This is a genomic window from Clostridioides sp. ES-S-0006-03 (assembly GCF_020662275.1).
Lineage (GTDB): Bacteria > Bacillota > Clostridia > Peptostreptococcales > Peptostreptococcaceae > Clostridioides.
In genome coordinates this window covers 14,075-30,218 of the sequence record NZ_JADGMM010000019.1, presented here as the reverse complement: position 1 = coordinate 30,218, position 16,144 = coordinate 14,075, and the positions used below count along the sequence as shown (strand labels likewise).

Here is a 16,144-nt window from a genome sequence, read left to right as displayed (position 1 = left end):
TAAAATTTTGTATTAATATATTCCAATCTTTTATTCTACTGTTATTTTTATTACCTTAAAGTTATTAAATCTTAAGTATTAATTATATATATTATATCTTCATATATTCTTTTAACATATTAGTATATTTCTTAATATCTTTTAATAATATTTCCTTTTCATCTAAAGCCATTTTTTTTTCAGGATTATTAACCATATTATCAGTAAATTTTAGAAAATTAATTAAAGATGTTTTTATTTCATTATACATATCAATCTTTTCTTTTTCAGTTTTAAGATAGTCTTTTATATTGTTGTATTCATTTATAAAAGAATCAAGAACAACTGCATTTTCTACCACTATCTTGTGGTAGGAATTTTTAATATCAGATAAAATATTTTCTATTCTCTTAAATTCTCTCTTGTATTGCTTATTAATATCTTCTTCTTTATCATAAATAGATTTAATTACATCTAACAAATATTTAGCATGTTCTTTTTCAAAATCTCCTCCTAAGTTAAGAAGCATTCCTAAAATAGCTAATGCAAAACCTAAATATCCTATAAATGGGATACAAAATGTAAAAAAACATTCCCATGAATTCATCAAACTTAATACATTATTATTATCTTTTAGAAATCTTAAAGATTTATTTTTAAACTTAAATCTACTTTGTATAAAAAATAAAATATAAACTAAAATAACCAAAATCATTTGATATTTATATATCTTAATGAATCCCCCAAATAATCCATGCATTACTTTTCCCCTCTCTTTTCAAATTATCCTTAGATAAAATACTATTATATCTTTTAATATTTTTCAATTACATATCCTTTTTTAAAATTATTAACTATTTCATTAATAGACTAATTAAATTAATTAAATATAGCTTTGAATTTTCTAATAGATTATGTATTCCATTTTATTGCCATTTTAAGGTAGTTTGTCCTTATCATAAAGTAAATTATTGTATTTATTATTTAAAAGCGTTACAGACGTTTTAAAACTCTTTAAAAAGCCCTTTTAAATTTATTCAAGAGATGCATCTTTTATCTAAAATATTTTTATAAGTAATAAGAATTTATATATTATTTATATAACTTGATAATTTATAAAAGAAAGGTATTTGTATTTTTTATAAGCAGTACAGAATAGAAAAGTATTCACGTTTTCCCTTTTACTATTCTATTCTATTTTAAAAACATTTTATTTATTTTATATTTTATTATTTTAGGCGATTTGGAAGCATTGAAATTACTTATGTACAGAGGTTGAACGACGAGTGTTTGGGAATTAACGACGAGTGTTTGGGAATTTAACGACGAGTATTTGGGAATTTAACGACGAGTGTTTGGGAATTTAACAACGAGTATTTGGGAGTTTAACGACGAGTGTTTGGGAATTTAACAACGAGCATTTGGGAGTTTTTAATGACGAGTGTTTGGGAATTTATGAATTTAAAATAAAAGTGTAAAAAATAAAATCTTTGTAGATATAAAAAATAAAAAGTCTTATAAAACCTTTAAATTTCAATATTTTGGCATATTTAAAGAAAAATTTTTAATAATTAATTTCAAAGAAATTATTTCAAAAAATGAAGAAACGAGTATTTGGGAGACTAAAAACGAAAAATAATATATTTTTCGTGAAAAATAGGTTAATATATAACTGTAACTAAAAATGTATTATTGTTTTATTAGAAACTAAAGAAGGAGGAATGTATTAACTTTTAGCTTAATACATTAAGATATATGGGTAATGTAAAAAGAGTCATTTATAATAAATATGATAAAAAAGAAATATTTAAAGACTACAATAGTCTTGTAAAACACAATAATCTTATACAAGGAAAATATACTCTTTCTGCTTCTGAACAGAAATTTGTTTATAAGCTTTTTGAAATAATTCAAAAGAGGAATTATTCTTCAAGAGAGATCTCTTTTAAATTTGATACTATATACAAAGACTATAGTGGAATAGTAGATAAGAATATAACTAAACAGGAGTTTAAAAATTTAATTGAAGGAATACAGAATAATCAACCTCGTGTAATTATAGGAGATCAGTTTATAAGGACACAGTGGTACGCTATAAAAGGGGATTTGGATTATAATGAAATAACTTTAATAATAGATGAGCACATATTTAAATACATACAAGCAATAGAAGAAAATTTCACTAAATTAGATTTTGCTAGTATTTATTCCTTCACAACCTTTTTTGCTATGAGAATTTATGAATTATTGAAACAGTGGAGTGGGACAAGGCAAGGAATAGTTTTTAAATTAGATTACTTTAAAGAACTTCTAGAAATACAAGATAAATACAAAAGATATTATGATCTTGATAAATATGTATTAAAAAAGAGTACAGAACAGATTAATGAGAAATCAGATATATTTGTTGAATATAAACCAATAAGAAAAGGTAGAAGTGTTGAATCAATAGAATTTTCCATAAGAGAGAAAAAGGAAAATATAGAAACATCATATGAAAATAAAGAAGATGTTATTGAAAAAAGGCTTGAAAATAAAAATATAAACTTAAATAAAAAAGAGTTTTTTATACCAGAAGAAATCTCTCTGAGTGATAAACTGAAAAATCTATTTAAGATAGAATTTGGAGAATACAATTTTAGTGAACCAAAATATTATAAACTATTATTAGAAGCAGAAGAAATTGCTTTAAAAAAGGACAACTCTTCTAAAATAGTTGCAACAAATTATGAGTTATTTTCTTCGATTTTAAGAAATAAAATATCTTACTTAAAAGCAAAAGAAAATGCAATTGAAGTAGAACTTATAGAAATGAGTTTAACCGAGGAACAGTTAGAAGAAATGCAAATACTTGATATGAATCCTGTTACTTTTCTTGAAAGAATAATTAAACCTGATGAGAAAAAATACAAGGCATTCAAAGTAGTCTATGATAAATGTGAAAAAGAAAAAGATAGAATAACTTTTTAAACAAGTTATATTTTAATTTATTAATTAAATTATATAATAAATTAAAATATAATTGATATATAACTTATTAATCATTATTAAAATGAAGTTAGTTATGTATCAAATTATGGTATAATAAATTTTAGCAAGAAGAAAATATATAATCTATAGAGTGGAGTTCATACGAACGAAAGATATAGCCTCCAGAAGAAAGGAGGTGTTGGTATGAATGAATTTTTACTTAATGTAATTGCTGGCATTATTGCTAGTTGGATATTTTACTTAAATAGTAAAATATTTGCGAAAGTAAAAAGCCACTCTGTGCGAAAGAGTGGCTGGGAATTTGATTTAAAAATCAAATTCCGCAAAAAATAGTTTTAATTTTAAAATTATGAACTCCACTCTACTGCGAAATAGATTGTAGTTCTTCTTGCTTTTATTATATCACAAAATTAATAATAAGATACAATTTTACATAATTTTAAAATTCACACAAAAAAATCAAGATTACTTATAATAATTGTAACTTCAATATAACATAAATTATAATAGAGTTCGTTTTTGTATCTAACAAAAAACAAGAGGTATTAACCTCTTGTTTTTTTATGATTTTTTTTATGATACATTATAATCATAACTATATACAAAGTTAAAAGTGTTCCAAACATAAATATCTCTAATTGAAGTTGACCATAAACAATACTGAATAAATTATGTGAAATCATTAATAAAACTTGTGGGATTTGTATGATTATTATCAAAAACATGCCTATAATCAAAGATACTATATGAAAACTCTCTTTTTTTATAAAAAACTTATATATAAATAATGCAAATATTAAAAAATAAACTAATATAAAAACCATAAATTGAAGTTTATTAATATTAAATCTTATTATCTGCTTATGTAATAATGAGTTAAAGAACATAGCTATTAATATTATAATTGGATAAATAATAAGAAACATATCGTTGAATATATTTTTTTTATTCATAATCATCAACAACTTTCAAAATTTTAATAATAGGTTTAAAATAACTTTTTTATTGGAAAATACCCCTTTTTAAAATTATATCATAGACTTCATTGTAATAAAATAAAAAAGTACAAATATTTAGAATATTAAGAAAAATATTAAAAATAAGTCATTTTAATGATATAATACAAGTAATTATTTAAAGGAGGGATTGACATTGTAAAAAACTTTTTTTAGGTATTTTTATAGTTTTTGCAATCTCTCTATTTTTTATATTTAGTAAAACAGATGATGAAAATATTTTTATTGGAGAGTCTGAACATTGGACAGCTAAGTTTGTGACTACTGAAGAACGATCAGAATTGGAAATAAAATACAAAGACCAGGTCTTTATTCAAATAGAGAATCTAGTTATAAAGTAATTATATCTTGGAATGGAAATGAAGAAACTATAAATTTAAAGAAAAAATAGTAATTGAATGTGATGAAAGAAGATATTATGAATTTAAAAACAATTTATAATTAAAATTATAAAACAAATTATTATAAAAAATAGAATATAACTTATATAATAAGTTGTATTCTATTTTTTATGAAGTCAATTAAAAACTGAACAATATTAGAATTAATTTTATAGATAAGATAAAAAATACAATCTATAAAAGTGAAATTCATGCATGAAAGACTATTGTTAAAATTAGTAAAAATCAATTTAAAAAGGATTAACTATGCCTAGAAGATATTTTCTTTTTAAGTAAGAAACTTCCAATACCCAACATATTATAAACTATTAATAAATCTATACAATTTCCTATGTTATACATTAAATTTACAGGTACTATAAATGCTATAGATGATAAAATGAACCCTAGAAGCAATTCATTTTTGAAATCTGAATACATTATCCCTTGTATAACAAAGATGATTGGAAACAGTAAAAATAATCCAAGTAATATGTTTTTTTCAGCTCTGCCCCATAGAGTTATTACAAGTATTATCATACTTGGTAATATTATAGAGAGTGTTTTCTTCATAAAATGCCCCCCTTTTTATTATACAATTCACAGTGTATAACTAGTAACTTTCTTATATTGTAAATATGAATGAATAATTTTCCAACTAAATATTATCTATTTTTATATACATTTCTATGTATTTTATTTTTATCAAATCTATCTATAAATTCATTTTTTTCTTCACTGTATCCTATAGATATAAGGGCATAAGGCACTAGTCTTACTGGTAAGTCTAAAGCTTGTGTAACTTTATTTACCACTTTATTTTTAGGAAACACTCCTGCCCAACAAGCAGCTAGATCTTGATTAGTAGCTTCTAATAATAAATTTTGTGTACAAGAACTAAAGTCTTGTATCCATTTGCATTTAAATTACTGTACCATTAAGGTTTCTAGAAGATTTAATTTTAAAAATATAAATATTTTTGTCCAAAAATTGAGTTTGGATACGTTATATATGCAAAGGTTTAATTTTAAAACCTTAAAGTCACTATAGTTAGGGGGATTTAAATGAAGAATAAAAGAATTAATCGTATTTTATCCACAACAATGGCAACTGTGATAATATCTTTACCGCTTGTCACTACAGCAAATGCAATGGAAAAGACAGAATCAGATAATAATGTAAAAATAGAGTTGTCTGACAAAGAAGTAGAGGAGTTACATAATTACTGGCCTGAAGATAAAATTTTTTCAGATGAAAAAATTGATGAAATGTTAATTAAAACTGGTCAATTTACTCAAGAGGAATTGGATAAAATCAATCAAGAAGTTGATGATTATGTTAAGAAAATCAATCAAAATTCTCGTGTAAAGTATATAAATGGATACAACAAGTACAGAACCTTTGTCAAAAATGGTAAAAACTATTTATATATTTATGTAAGTGGGAAAACTTTAAAGAAAATAAAAGCTGGCGCAGATATTGCATCTACTTTTGGAGGCTTTTTACCAAAACTTTGGGTAGGGCTTGCTGTAGTAGTTATTGGAAAGATAATAACTACTAACATGAATGGTATAAATACTAATTATGGAATTGTTTTATCATATATAGAGGATAAGTGGAATTTCCAAGGTGCAACATATACTTATAGATATGATCATTGGTTCTATCAGACTTAAAAAATATGCTTTTTTAGGAGGAATAATATGAAAAAAAGGCTTTATAAAGTTTTTTTAAAAACAATTCCGAATTTGATAATTGTATTATTATCACTTGCATTATCATTTTATACTAATACATTTGACATTGATTTAAAAATATTACTTTTAATACCTTTAGCATATGTACTTTTATTTATATATTATTATATTAAAATAAAAAAAGATTGATTTTTTATATAATTAAATTTATGTAATAAATGTAAAAAGTAACTAATCCTAAAATGGATGTTTAGGTACTTACTCATTCCAGATAAAGTTAATGCCCTTAAAATCCAAAGAAATAGATTTTAAGGGTATTTTTACTATGTATTTTCATTTATATTACTAAATATTATCTATCTTTATATATATTTATATGTATTTTATCTTTATCAAATCTATCTATAAATTCATTTTTTTCTTCGCTATATCCTATAGATACTATGGCATAAGGTACTAATTTTGCTGGTAAATCTAGAGTTTGTCTAACCTTATTTACTATTTTATTTTTAGGAAAAACACCTATCCAACAAGCAGCTAATCCTTGATTTGTAGCTTCTAACAATAAATTCTGTGTACAAGCACCTAAATCTTGCATCCATTTACCAGGCTTCAAGAATCTATCTCTATTTCCAAGTACTACTATACATAGTGGTGCGAATTCTATATGCTTTGCTCTATGCTGTGACTCTGATAGTTCTTTTAAGAGGTATTTATCATCTACTACAATAAATTCCCATGGTTGAGCGTTTTTTGATGATGGTGCTTGCATAGCTGATTTTAGTATTTCAGTTACTTTGCTTTCTTCTACTTTTTTACCTATATAGGTTCTTATTGAACGTCTATTTTTTATAACTTCCAACATATAGATTCTCCTTTAAATAAAATTATTTATATTTATATAATATCATTACTTTAAATTCAATCTATAGATTCTATAAAAAAATAAACACCTATTTTTTTATAGAATAATAGAATTTATAAAGTAATATAAAAAATAAATTATTTTATAAGTTAATATATAATTTAAAACATGTAATATTAGTTCTAAATACAGGTATAACAATACTCTATTTAAATAGAATTATATATGCATATATGTTATAATTAGACTCTAAAATATTGATTCGAGATATTTACTTTGGAGGAATTATAAATGTTAATTTATTTATCAATGCTTGAGTTTGAAGAAGATAAAATCAAGTTTGAAAAGATATATGAAAAATATAGACAGATAATGTTTTATGTGGCCAATAAAATATTAAAGGATGATCATTTAGCAGAAGATGCTGTACATAATGCTTTTCTAAGAATAATTAAAAATATAGATAAAATTGATGAAGTAGATAGTCCAAGAACGAAGGCTTTTATCGTTATAATAGTAGAAAGGATTGCTATAGACTTTTACAGAAAAAGAAAAAGGGAAAAAGTATCTGATATTGAAGAAGAGTATAAAAACAGGGCGATAAATTTTTCTATAGAAGATAAAGTATGTGAAAGTAATTTAGCTATAGCACTTGCAAAACTTAATGAAAGTTACTTTCAAGTACTTTCTTTAAAGTTCCAGTATGGTTTTTCAAATAAAGAAATAGCAAATGCATTAAATTTAGGGGAGGAGAATGTATATAAGAGGATTCAACGTGCTAGGAAAAAATTAAAAGAAATATTAGAAGAAATGGAGGTTGGAAATATTGAGTAATAAAAAAGATGATTTTGATATTACAGATGATATGCTTCAAGAAAGTATCCCAATCGCGACAAAAATTATTCTTGACAGCCTTCCTTCAGATGATGAATTAAATCATGTTTTTTCAAAAGGTTTTGAACGAAAGATGAAAAAACTTATTAAGCAGCAAAAAAGAAGTAGTCTTACAAATAAGATTATTTTTTATTCAAAACGAACAGCTATTGTATTTTTAATAGTTTTAGCTAGTTTATTTACTATTACTATGAGTAGTGAGGCATTGCGTACACGTTTATATGAATTGGTAATAAGAGTATATGAAGATTTAACTTCTTTTGTATTTTCAAATAAGGAAAATATTGAAATCAAAAACCTTAAGATTAAAGAACCAGGATACATCCCAGAAGGATTCAAAGAAGCAGATAGGGTTGATAATTTTATGATTGCATATGAAAATGAAAAAGGTATAAGAATAGAATATACAAGTACTGAAATTGATACGAATTCTATTATATTAGATACAGAAAATGCAAAAGTTAAAGATATATTTATAAATGGGTATAAGGCAAAATATATAGAAAAAGAAACTTTCTTACAAGTATTTTGGAATGACAACAACTTTATATATCTGTTAAATGTAGATTATCAAAATAATAAGGATTTAGAATTATATAAAAATATTTTATTAAAAATGGCTAAAAGCATAAAATAATTTCTTAAGTGTCCAAAAACCATCTCTTTATTCGTTATATATTTGATGTTATAAAAATTTATAAGAAAAAGAGGTGGTTTTTATAGTTTAAAAAATGGAATGTAAGTCAAATACAAATATATCTTAGCTATTATAACTAAGACAAGACAAAGCAATAAGCCTTTTATATTAGAAAAATGATTTAAAACTCAAAGAACCTATTTATTAGTAAAACCTGATCTAAATTGGGTATTTATGATTTATTAATATAATTACAAGTTTATATATGTTTATTGGGGGATAGTTACAATATATAGTATTCTAGGTATTTATAACTATTATAGCTATGAATATCTATTTTGTAATTATGATAAAAATTTAATAAAAAATTTTATATAAGTGTCCAGAAATCACTTCTTTATTCGTTATATATTAAGTAAAAAATAATAAAAAGCAAATGAAGGGGTGATTTTATGGTTTGGAAAAAAATGATTATAAGTAGTATGTGCGCTTTAATATGTTCATCAGCAATTGCGATGCCTATATTTGCTGATGAATATAAAGACAAGAATATTGAACAATATTCAGCTGTAGACTATATAGATGATACTATGGTAAAAATGTCTTATATTAAGTCTGGTACTTGTACTTTAAATATTTCAGGAAACACAGCGAGAGTAATCTGTTCCATTAGAGGTTCATCAAATGTGAAAAGTACATCAATTATTGCTAGGTTACAGAAAAGTAATGACAATGGAAAAACATGGTCAACAATTCAAACTTGGAATGCTTCAGGAAATAGTTCATGTACTCTTTCTAAATCAAAAACTATAGGAAGAGGATACTACAGAGTTCATTCTACAATAAAAGCAAATTCTGAAAGCAAAAATATAGTAAGTAGTGAAAAAAGATATTAAAAAAATATTGCATACATAAGATGAGGTGACTATAAATAATATATCTTGAATGGCCAATTATATTAATTCAGTCTGCTAATTTTCTATTATTAATAATAATACTTATACTTGTAATTGATATTTTTAAAAAGTAATAAACTTCAGGTAATTTTACATATAACACAAATATAAAAGGAATAGATATTATCTATTCCTTTTATATTTGTGTTATCTTTGAGTAATTGAGTAAAACTTATAAATAAATTGTTTTATAAATTATATGATAAATTATTTATAAGTTTTATATAATTTTTTTACAAAAAACCCGAATGTAGGCGGAAGTGTGATATAATATCATATATCAATAGAACTCACAGGAGGATTAAAATGAAAATAGTAAGTTTATTTAATGTAAAAGGTGGGGTTGGGAAAACTACATTAGCATATCTAATGGCTCTTAATTTATCAAAAAAAGACAAAAAAATACTTATACTTGATGGAGATACCCAAGCAAACTTTACACAATTCATATATAAAATAGTACATAATAAAAAAACAATTCTAGATGCATTTAAGGATGATATAAGTGCAGAAGAATTAATAATAAAATCTCCATTAAAAGATTATCCAAATGTAGACTTAATACCAAGTGATTTATCTTTATCTGTTTTATCAGAGTATTTAACTATAAAAACTAGTAGAGAGAAAGTTGCTTTTAAGTGGTTTAAGAAAAATATTTCTACTCTTAAAAATTATGATTATATATTAATAGATTTATCTCCTTCATATGATTTGATTGCTAGAAATTTCTTATTCATTTCAGATAGTATTATTACTCCTCTTGAATTTCAAGATATAGCAAGTATAAGAGGTTGTGAACTATTTTATCAAAAATACAATGAAGATCTAGAAGATATGGGAGAAACTAATGAGGCAAAAAGAGCAGTTGTAATAAATTCTTTTACTTCAAGAAAGTTAACTTCTGGAGATATATTTATGGATTATTTAGATAGGTTTGATAGTATAAAAAAAGATTTATCAGATGTAAAAATAAGTGAAAGCACTATAGTAAAAAATTGTGTGCTAAATAAATTAAGTATAGATGACTATTGTAGGAAGATAAAAAAGGCTCATAAAGTTAGAGAAGAATTGAATGATTTAATAGAAGAGCTTACTAATAAGGGGGTATTATAATGAGTAAATTTGAATTAGAAGAAGAAGAAATATCTATACCTAAAAAAGACTATAAAAATGAAATCAATAAAGAAATTGAAAATAAATTTAATGAACACACAGAACTTCAAGGGATAAACTTGCTAGATTTAAAAGAAAATAAAAAGACTAAAAAAGGACAAGTTACATTATATATTGATGATGAAGATTTAAAAGTTTTGAAAACTATAGCACATCTTAAGAAAACTACCTTAAATAAAGTAATAAATGAATTTATTAGAGCTAATGTAAGGGCAACTAAAAGTCATTTACCAGAAGAATTAAACATAGATAAAATCTCAAAAGAATATGATAAAAGAAATAGAAATAAAGGACCCAAAAAATAAGTTACTATATAATATATATATTAAAGTAAATAATAACTTAAAAAATAAGTTATTATTTACTTTAATATAAAATGTATAATATAGCTGATATAATACATTTTATATTAATTTAACATTGTTATTTCTTTATAAATTCCAGTGCTTTATAAAGAGTATCAAATCTATCATTTCCCTTTATGATAGTATATTTTTCTTTAGTTATATTCATTATTTTATTACATGCTTCTCCTCCTATAACATATAAATTTTCTGTTCTTCCTGGAATATAATCTTTTATATCACATATTGATATTTTTCCATTATTATATCCCCAACCAACCACAGTTGCAGGTATTTTATCAATTTCTCCATCATAAACTATTGTATGTTTATACATTTTATTTACCTCTTCACTATCTATTTTCTTATTTATAATACCCTCTGCTATTAATTTTGCCACTATATCTTTATGTCTAATATAATAATCTGTGTCCGCTTTACTGTCTACAAAGCATACTTCTATTAATATTGCTGGTGCCTTGGTATGTTTAAGCCAATAAAGATCCCTTACATCTATTTTAGCTCCTCTATTTTTAAATATAGTTGATAACTTTGAATTAACTCTTTCAGCATATACTTTCCCATTATTTGTTTTATATAATGTCTCTGTTCCCATAGGATTTAAGGTTGTACTATTTGCGTTAAAGTGGATTTGTACTGCTAAGTCTATGTCTTGTTTATTGGCTATTTGACACTGCTCTGATAAGTAGTTGTTAGAACTATCTACTTTGTCAGTATATACAGTTACTTCTCCTCGTTTTAACCATTTAACAATTAAATCAGTTAAGATTCTATTTTCTTTTCCCTCATCTATATACCCAACTGTTCCTGTCCCTTTTCCTGTTAGTGTATGACCTGGTACTATTGCAATTTTCATTATTTGTCACCTTCTTTTTGTAGCATAACCTTTATGTCTGTCACATCTTCTTTTATATCTTCTACATCTATTTTTATTACACCCATTTCTAAAAGTAAATTTTTATTTATTTCTTGTTGTTGAGTAGAAAGTTCAATAAAGTTTTCTACTGTTTTTTTATACATATCTCTATCTTCTTTCTTCTCTTGCATTGTATTTTTAAAGAGTAAAGCACATAGTATACCTATTGCCCCTAAGCTACTTAATTGTGTTACTAATTCTTCCATAATATCCTCCTTTTACATTAAAAAAGGGCTCTTTGGCCCTTTACTGAAATCTTAAATTTTTTAAGTAAATTTGCTTTAATATAATATATCTTCAAATTAACCAAATGCACAAATATTAAGAACACATCCAAAAGAATTACTGCTACTTTCAGAACATCTTATATAAAGAATAGCACTGCCTTTACTAGAAATGTTATTACTAATAAATAGAGAACAAATTGCTTCTTTTATAGAACTACTTCCAGTATGAACAAAACCAATAGTATTATTTGTAGTATTACTATTAAAGCTACCATGTGTAGCTTCACTATAAAGAAAATTAAAACTAAAGTAATTTTCATAACTAGCTAAATCATTTGGTATAGAAGATGCCATAATTAGAGCTTTTGGGATAAATGGCAACTGTATGTACCAACCACCAGTATATCCACCTTCTTGTATAGTGGTAACATTAGAATTTCCAGTGGAATAACGAACTGAACGAGAATAATATTTATATCTTTTATTAATTTCTTGTTGTAAGTTAGTTATGGTATTATTTTTTTCTATTAATTGGTTTTTTAGTTGCTCTAGACTTGCATCATTACTATTAAAAGATATTCTTATTTTTTCAGATAATTCTACTAAAGTATTACTTAAACTTGCTTCAATATTTTTTAATGACAGTACATTTGTAATAGAAGCTTTACCACTTTTCAAACCATCTTTCATTTCAACAACTTTATCTGATATATCATTTAGACTAGCATCTTCTTCTAATGGCATTATACTCTTACTTATATTTAAGACATTCTCAACTGTTGCATTTTCTGCGTCTGTAGCAATTATTTTTAATGTATGTATTGCATTATCTGTAAGTTCGTAATTTATTATCTTTTCTAAATGTAAGTCTGTAGTTATTGTTTCTTTTAAAACATTATCTAGATACCATTCTATTTTAGATAAATTATTATCTGTATCAACTACTGTAAATGTCGCAGAAGTTGAATTATAAGAAGACAAATTTATTACTGGAACAGAATTTACTTTTGTAAAGGTAAATGTTTTACTAACACTTTTACCCTTGCTATCTGTTGCAGTGATTACAATTGTATTTGTAGAATTTAAAGCTAATGGTATAATTTGAGCTTTGTCAATAGTTGTAGTGTAAAATGCACTAGTTAAAATTCTAGAATTAATTTGCTTTCCATTTAATGTTTCTTTAACTGTAACTTGGGTATCTGTTGTAGTTTCTAATGTAAAATCATATTTCAACTCATTTTCATTACTTATATTTCCTAAATTAGAAGGAGATTTAGTTGTTAATTTAGGAGCAACTGTGTCTAACAATGTTATTTTAACATAAGAAGGTTTTGCATTATCAAATATAGTTGTTTCTCCAATGGTATTTATTGTATTTATCATCCAGAACTTAGAAGTTGGAGTATATCCGCCAGGTTTCACACTACTGGATGTTAGTACATATCCAGACCCTCCTCCAGAAGCTGTAGCATTATAAGCAGCACCACCATACCAGCCTCCACCACCTGGAGCCATATATTTATTTTGGCTACTACTACCTTCTGCTTTTTCTTTATACATTCCTCCTATTCCAAAACTACCATTCATAGTGTAATTATAGTTATGTGCAATTCCATTCGTTCCGCCAGAAGTTTGATTTGCTTTCTTATTACTAGAGTCAGTTGCATAATAGCAGTTTCCAGTTTCTCCACCACCACCAGCATTTGAACTCATTCCTGCACCACCAGCTACTATTATACGAGAACTTAAGCTTTCAAAATTACCCCAATCACTAGAATATTTAAGACGTATATCACTAGAACCTCCAGCATAATGATATGTAGAAGCATGGCTTCCGTATGTAGCACCACCATTACCTGCGCCACCAAATCCTCCAGTAGTCTTGCTCCATGTAGGGCCAACACATGCATACATGGAAGTAGTTTCATGTAAGGTCAATTCCCCCTTGACATAACCACCATTAGAAATATTAGCTATAGATAAATGACCATCTTCTACACTAGAAACTCCACCATACCCTCCTTGGCATTCGAGTTTCCACACACCTGGTCGTAAGTATACATCATGCATTTTATTGGATTCTAAAAATTCATATACCAAATTTTCCATTTATTTCACCTCTTTCTTATTTTATAGTTTTATTATATATAAGTTTAAAACTATACACGTCTGAAAATTGTAGGCAAAATGTAAATGAATTATTATTTGATTTTATAGTTTCTAATTCGAAGGCTATATTTAATATTTCATTTTATGTTATTTGTGTTCTTTTTTATTAATTTATTAAAATGACTTAAATATTTCTATAATCTTTTTTTATTCAAAAGCATACCATGTGAAACCATCTGCTGTAGAAATTAACTCATCTGCTGAGCCATTTAATCCTTTTTCTTTAGATACCGTTAATTTAAAGTTTCTACCAGATATTTGTAATGTTATGTTGCCATTAGTTCTCCAAAAATCATCAGTGTCCAAATATCTACCAATATTTACATTACTCAAATTGCTAACATTTGTGAAGTAAACTCTTTTTCTATCATCAAGCATAGATATACTATCTATTATAATAATGCTAGGATTAAAATTTAAACCTACATTTATCTCTATTGTTTTTGAGGTTCCAATAGCAGTATTTGCTTCAATATGAAGCCCTGGATTTGATGCATAAGTACCCTTGGCCCATTTTTTTCTTTGACTAAGTTGATTTGTTAATTCTGTTATTTTATTTTGTAATTCTTTTAAACTAGCATCTGAACTATTAAAAGAGTTTTTTATTTTTTCTGATAAATCAACTAATGTATTATTTAAATCTGCATTAATATTTTTAAGTGCTAAAGTATTTATAATACTTGTTTTACCAGTTTTAAGTCCGTCCTTCATTTCTTTGATTTTGCTTGTTATATCTTTTAGATTGGCATCATCTTCTAATGGCATTATATTTTTACTTACATTTACAACTTTTTCAGAAGTTGCATTAGTGTTGTCTGTCACTACTATTTTAAGTGTGTGTAGTGCATTGTCTTCCAATCGATAGTTAATTGTTTTTTCTGCTGTTAAATCTGTTGTTATAGTTTCTTTCAACTCATCATCAATAAACCATTCTATCTTATTTAATAATGTAGGGTCTGTGTGGTCTGCTTTAAATTTAGCAGTAGTAGAATTATAAGAAGATACAGTTAAAAATGGTAATGCTTGAAGTAATGTTATTTTGGCATAACCATCAGCTTTGGTAGTATTTCCGCCTGATTTCATAACTACATTTTCTAGCCAATATTCAGAAGTTGGTATATATCCAGTAGGTTTGTAACTGTCTTTAGTTAAAGCATAACCACTGCCTCCACCAGCTCCATCGCTTGTACTGCCTCCACCTCCATACCAACCACCTCCACCTCCTACACTAGCACCACTTCCTCCTCTGCCAAAGGAGCCATTATATCTTTCATCGTAAGATAATCCACCTTGATATTGTGTACCTCCTGTAGTAAAACTGTAATAAACAGTACCTCTTTCTCCTGCATAGCCACCTCCATTACCGCCAATATAAGGAGTATCATCATTACATCCACCAGCACCACCAGCAACAATTATACGTGATAGTAAACCTTGTGAGTCATTCCAAGCACCACCAACAAGTCTTATATCAGTAGCACCACCACCAACAGTAGACCATTTAGTTCCACCACTACCCACAGAACTACCTAAACCTGCACCATTATAACCAGTCCTCTTAAGAGGAGAACTTGACGAAGTTATTTCAAAACCTGTTTGACCAACACAAATGTGAAGTACAGTTTCTTTCTTTAGTGTAACTTCACCTTTTGCATAACCACCTTTTGCACAATCGCTCCAAATATTTGTACTATATTTGCCACCACAAGCCCCCCAACATTCTAATTCATATTTACCAGGTTTTAATGTTACACTTTGTTCACTTCCTGTATAATTAAATTCATAAACTGTTGCCATTCAATCCACCTCTTTCTTAATTTATAGTTTCATTGTACCTAATTTTAAAACTATAAATGTCTGCAAAGTGTATATGAAGTGT

The 16,144-nt window shown here is 25.7% G+C and carries 17 protein-coding genes; 9 read left to right on the top strand and 8 right to left on the bottom strand.

Translation table 11 applies throughout. The features are described from left to right. Positions 1-91: 91 nt before the first annotated feature. Positions 92-739 (bottom strand): hypothetical protein, encoded by a 648-nt coding sequence (locus IR151_RS18370; protein WP_227437179.1) that lies wholly within the window; start codon positions 737-739, stop codon positions 92-94. A 995-nt stretch (positions 740-1,734) separates the two neighbouring features. Here IR151_RS18370 and IR151_RS18365 point away from each other — a divergent pair. Then, entirely contained in the window at positions 1,735-2,949 is a 1,215-nt protein-coding gene (locus IR151_RS18365) for a replication initiation protein (protein ID WP_227437176.1), read from the top strand. Between the two features lie 204 nt (positions 2,950-3,153). Continuing rightward, entirely contained in the window at positions 3,154-3,303 is a 150-nt protein-coding gene (locus IR151_RS18360) for a type I toxin-antitoxin system toxin (protein WP_227437175.1), read from the top strand. A 1,324-nt stretch (positions 3,304-4,627) separates the two neighbouring features. On the opposite strand, the gene IR151_RS18355 is transcribed toward IR151_RS18360, so the two are convergent. Together IR151_RS18355 and IR151_RS18350 are read right to left on the bottom strand one after the other, a co-directional pair. Continuing rightward, positions 4,628-4,939 carry a hypothetical protein gene (locus IR151_RS18355; RefSeq protein WP_227437173.1) on the bottom strand — a complete coding sequence of 104 codons (312 nt, stop codon included), beginning with the start codon at positions 4,937-4,939 and terminating at the stop codon, positions 4,628-4,630. Positions 4,940-5,031: 92 nt separating this feature from the next. Next, complete coding sequence (locus IR151_RS18350; RefSeq protein ID WP_227437256.1) at positions 5,032-5,277, bottom strand: nitroreductase family protein; 246 nt, start codon at positions 5,275-5,277, stop codon at positions 5,032-5,034. Between the two features lie 153 nt (positions 5,278-5,430). Here IR151_RS18350 and IR151_RS18345 point away from each other — a divergent pair, with 153 nt between their 5' ends. Both IR151_RS18345 and IR151_RS18340 read left to right on the top strand, forming a co-directional pair. Continuing rightward, entirely contained in the window at positions 5,431-6,042 is a 612-nt protein-coding gene (locus IR151_RS18345; RefSeq protein ID WP_227437171.1) for a hypothetical protein, read from the top strand. Between the two features lie 27 nt (positions 6,043-6,069). Beyond that, entirely contained in the window at positions 6,070-6,252 is a 183-nt protein-coding gene (locus tag IR151_RS18340) for a hypothetical protein (protein WP_227437169.1), read from the top strand. Positions 6,253-6,415: 163 nt separating this feature from the next. On the opposite strand, the gene IR151_RS18335 is transcribed toward IR151_RS18340, so the two are convergent. After that, positions 6,416-6,928 carry a nitroreductase family protein gene (locus IR151_RS18335; RefSeq protein ID WP_227437166.1) on the bottom strand — a complete coding sequence of 171 codons (513 nt, stop codon included), beginning with the start codon at positions 6,926-6,928 and terminating at the stop codon, positions 6,416-6,418. A 291-nt stretch (positions 6,929-7,219) separates the two neighbouring features. Between IR151_RS18335 and IR151_RS18330 the strand changes: the two genes are divergently transcribed. The 5 genes from IR151_RS18330 (at position 7,220) to IR151_RS18310 (ending at position 10,893) form a co-directional block, all read left to right on the top strand. Continuing rightward, positions 7,220-7,762, top strand: a complete 543-nt coding sequence (locus tag IR151_RS18330; protein ID WP_227437164.1) for an RNA polymerase sigma factor — start codon at positions 7,220-7,222, stop codon at positions 7,760-7,762. Continuing rightward, the gene (locus IR151_RS18325) at positions 7,755-8,459 is read left to right on the top strand and encodes a DUF4367 domain-containing protein (protein ID WP_227437162.1); all 705 of its coding nucleotides are present in this window, start codon (positions 7,755-7,757) and stop codon (positions 8,457-8,459) included. The genes IR151_RS18330 and IR151_RS18325 overlap by 8 nt, the downstream gene beginning before the upstream one ends. A 452-nt stretch (positions 8,460-8,911) precedes the next feature. Beyond that, positions 8,912-9,355 carry a hypothetical protein gene (locus IR151_RS18320; protein WP_227437160.1) on the top strand — a complete coding sequence of 148 codons (444 nt, stop codon included), beginning with the start codon at positions 8,912-8,914 and terminating at the stop codon, positions 9,353-9,355. Positions 9,356-9,721: 366 nt separating this feature from the next. Continuing rightward, on the top strand, positions 9,722-10,528 hold the full coding sequence (locus tag IR151_RS18315) for a ParA family protein (RefSeq protein WP_021382772.1): 807 nt from the start codon (positions 9,722-9,724) through the stop codon (positions 10,526-10,528). Further along, a complete protein-coding gene (locus IR151_RS18310) occupies positions 10,528-10,893 on the top strand; it encodes a hypothetical protein (RefSeq protein ID WP_227437158.1) in 366 nt (121 codons plus the stop codon). Before IR151_RS18315 ends, IR151_RS18310 begins: the two co-directional genes overlap by 1 nt. A 118-nt stretch (positions 10,894-11,011) precedes the next feature. On the opposite strand, the gene IR151_RS18305 is transcribed toward IR151_RS18310, so the two are convergent. From IR151_RS18305 to IR151_RS18290, 4 genes are all read right to left on the bottom strand, one after another. Next, positions 11,012-11,809 carry an N-acetylmuramoyl-L-alanine amidase gene (locus IR151_RS18305; RefSeq protein WP_227437156.1) on the bottom strand — a complete coding sequence of 266 codons (798 nt, stop codon included), beginning with the start codon at positions 11,807-11,809 and terminating at the stop codon, positions 11,012-11,014. Next, the gene (locus IR151_RS18300; protein ID WP_219674152.1) at positions 11,809-12,075 is read right to left on the bottom strand and encodes a hypothetical protein; all 267 of its coding nucleotides are present in this window, start codon (positions 12,073-12,075) and stop codon (positions 11,809-11,811) included. The genes IR151_RS18305 and IR151_RS18300 overlap by 1 nt, the downstream gene beginning before the upstream one ends. Before the next feature lie 96 nt (positions 12,076-12,171). After that, a complete protein-coding gene (locus IR151_RS18295) occupies positions 12,172-14,205 on the bottom strand; it encodes a glycine rich domain-containing protein (protein WP_227437155.1) in 2,034 nt (677 codons plus the stop codon). A gap of 207 nt (positions 14,206-14,412) precedes the next feature. Next, the gene (locus tag IR151_RS18290; RefSeq protein WP_227437153.1) at positions 14,413-16,062 is read right to left on the bottom strand and encodes a glycine-rich protein; all 1,650 of its coding nucleotides are present in this window, start codon (positions 16,060-16,062) and stop codon (positions 14,413-14,415) included. Positions 16,063-16,144 lie beyond the last annotated feature (82 nt).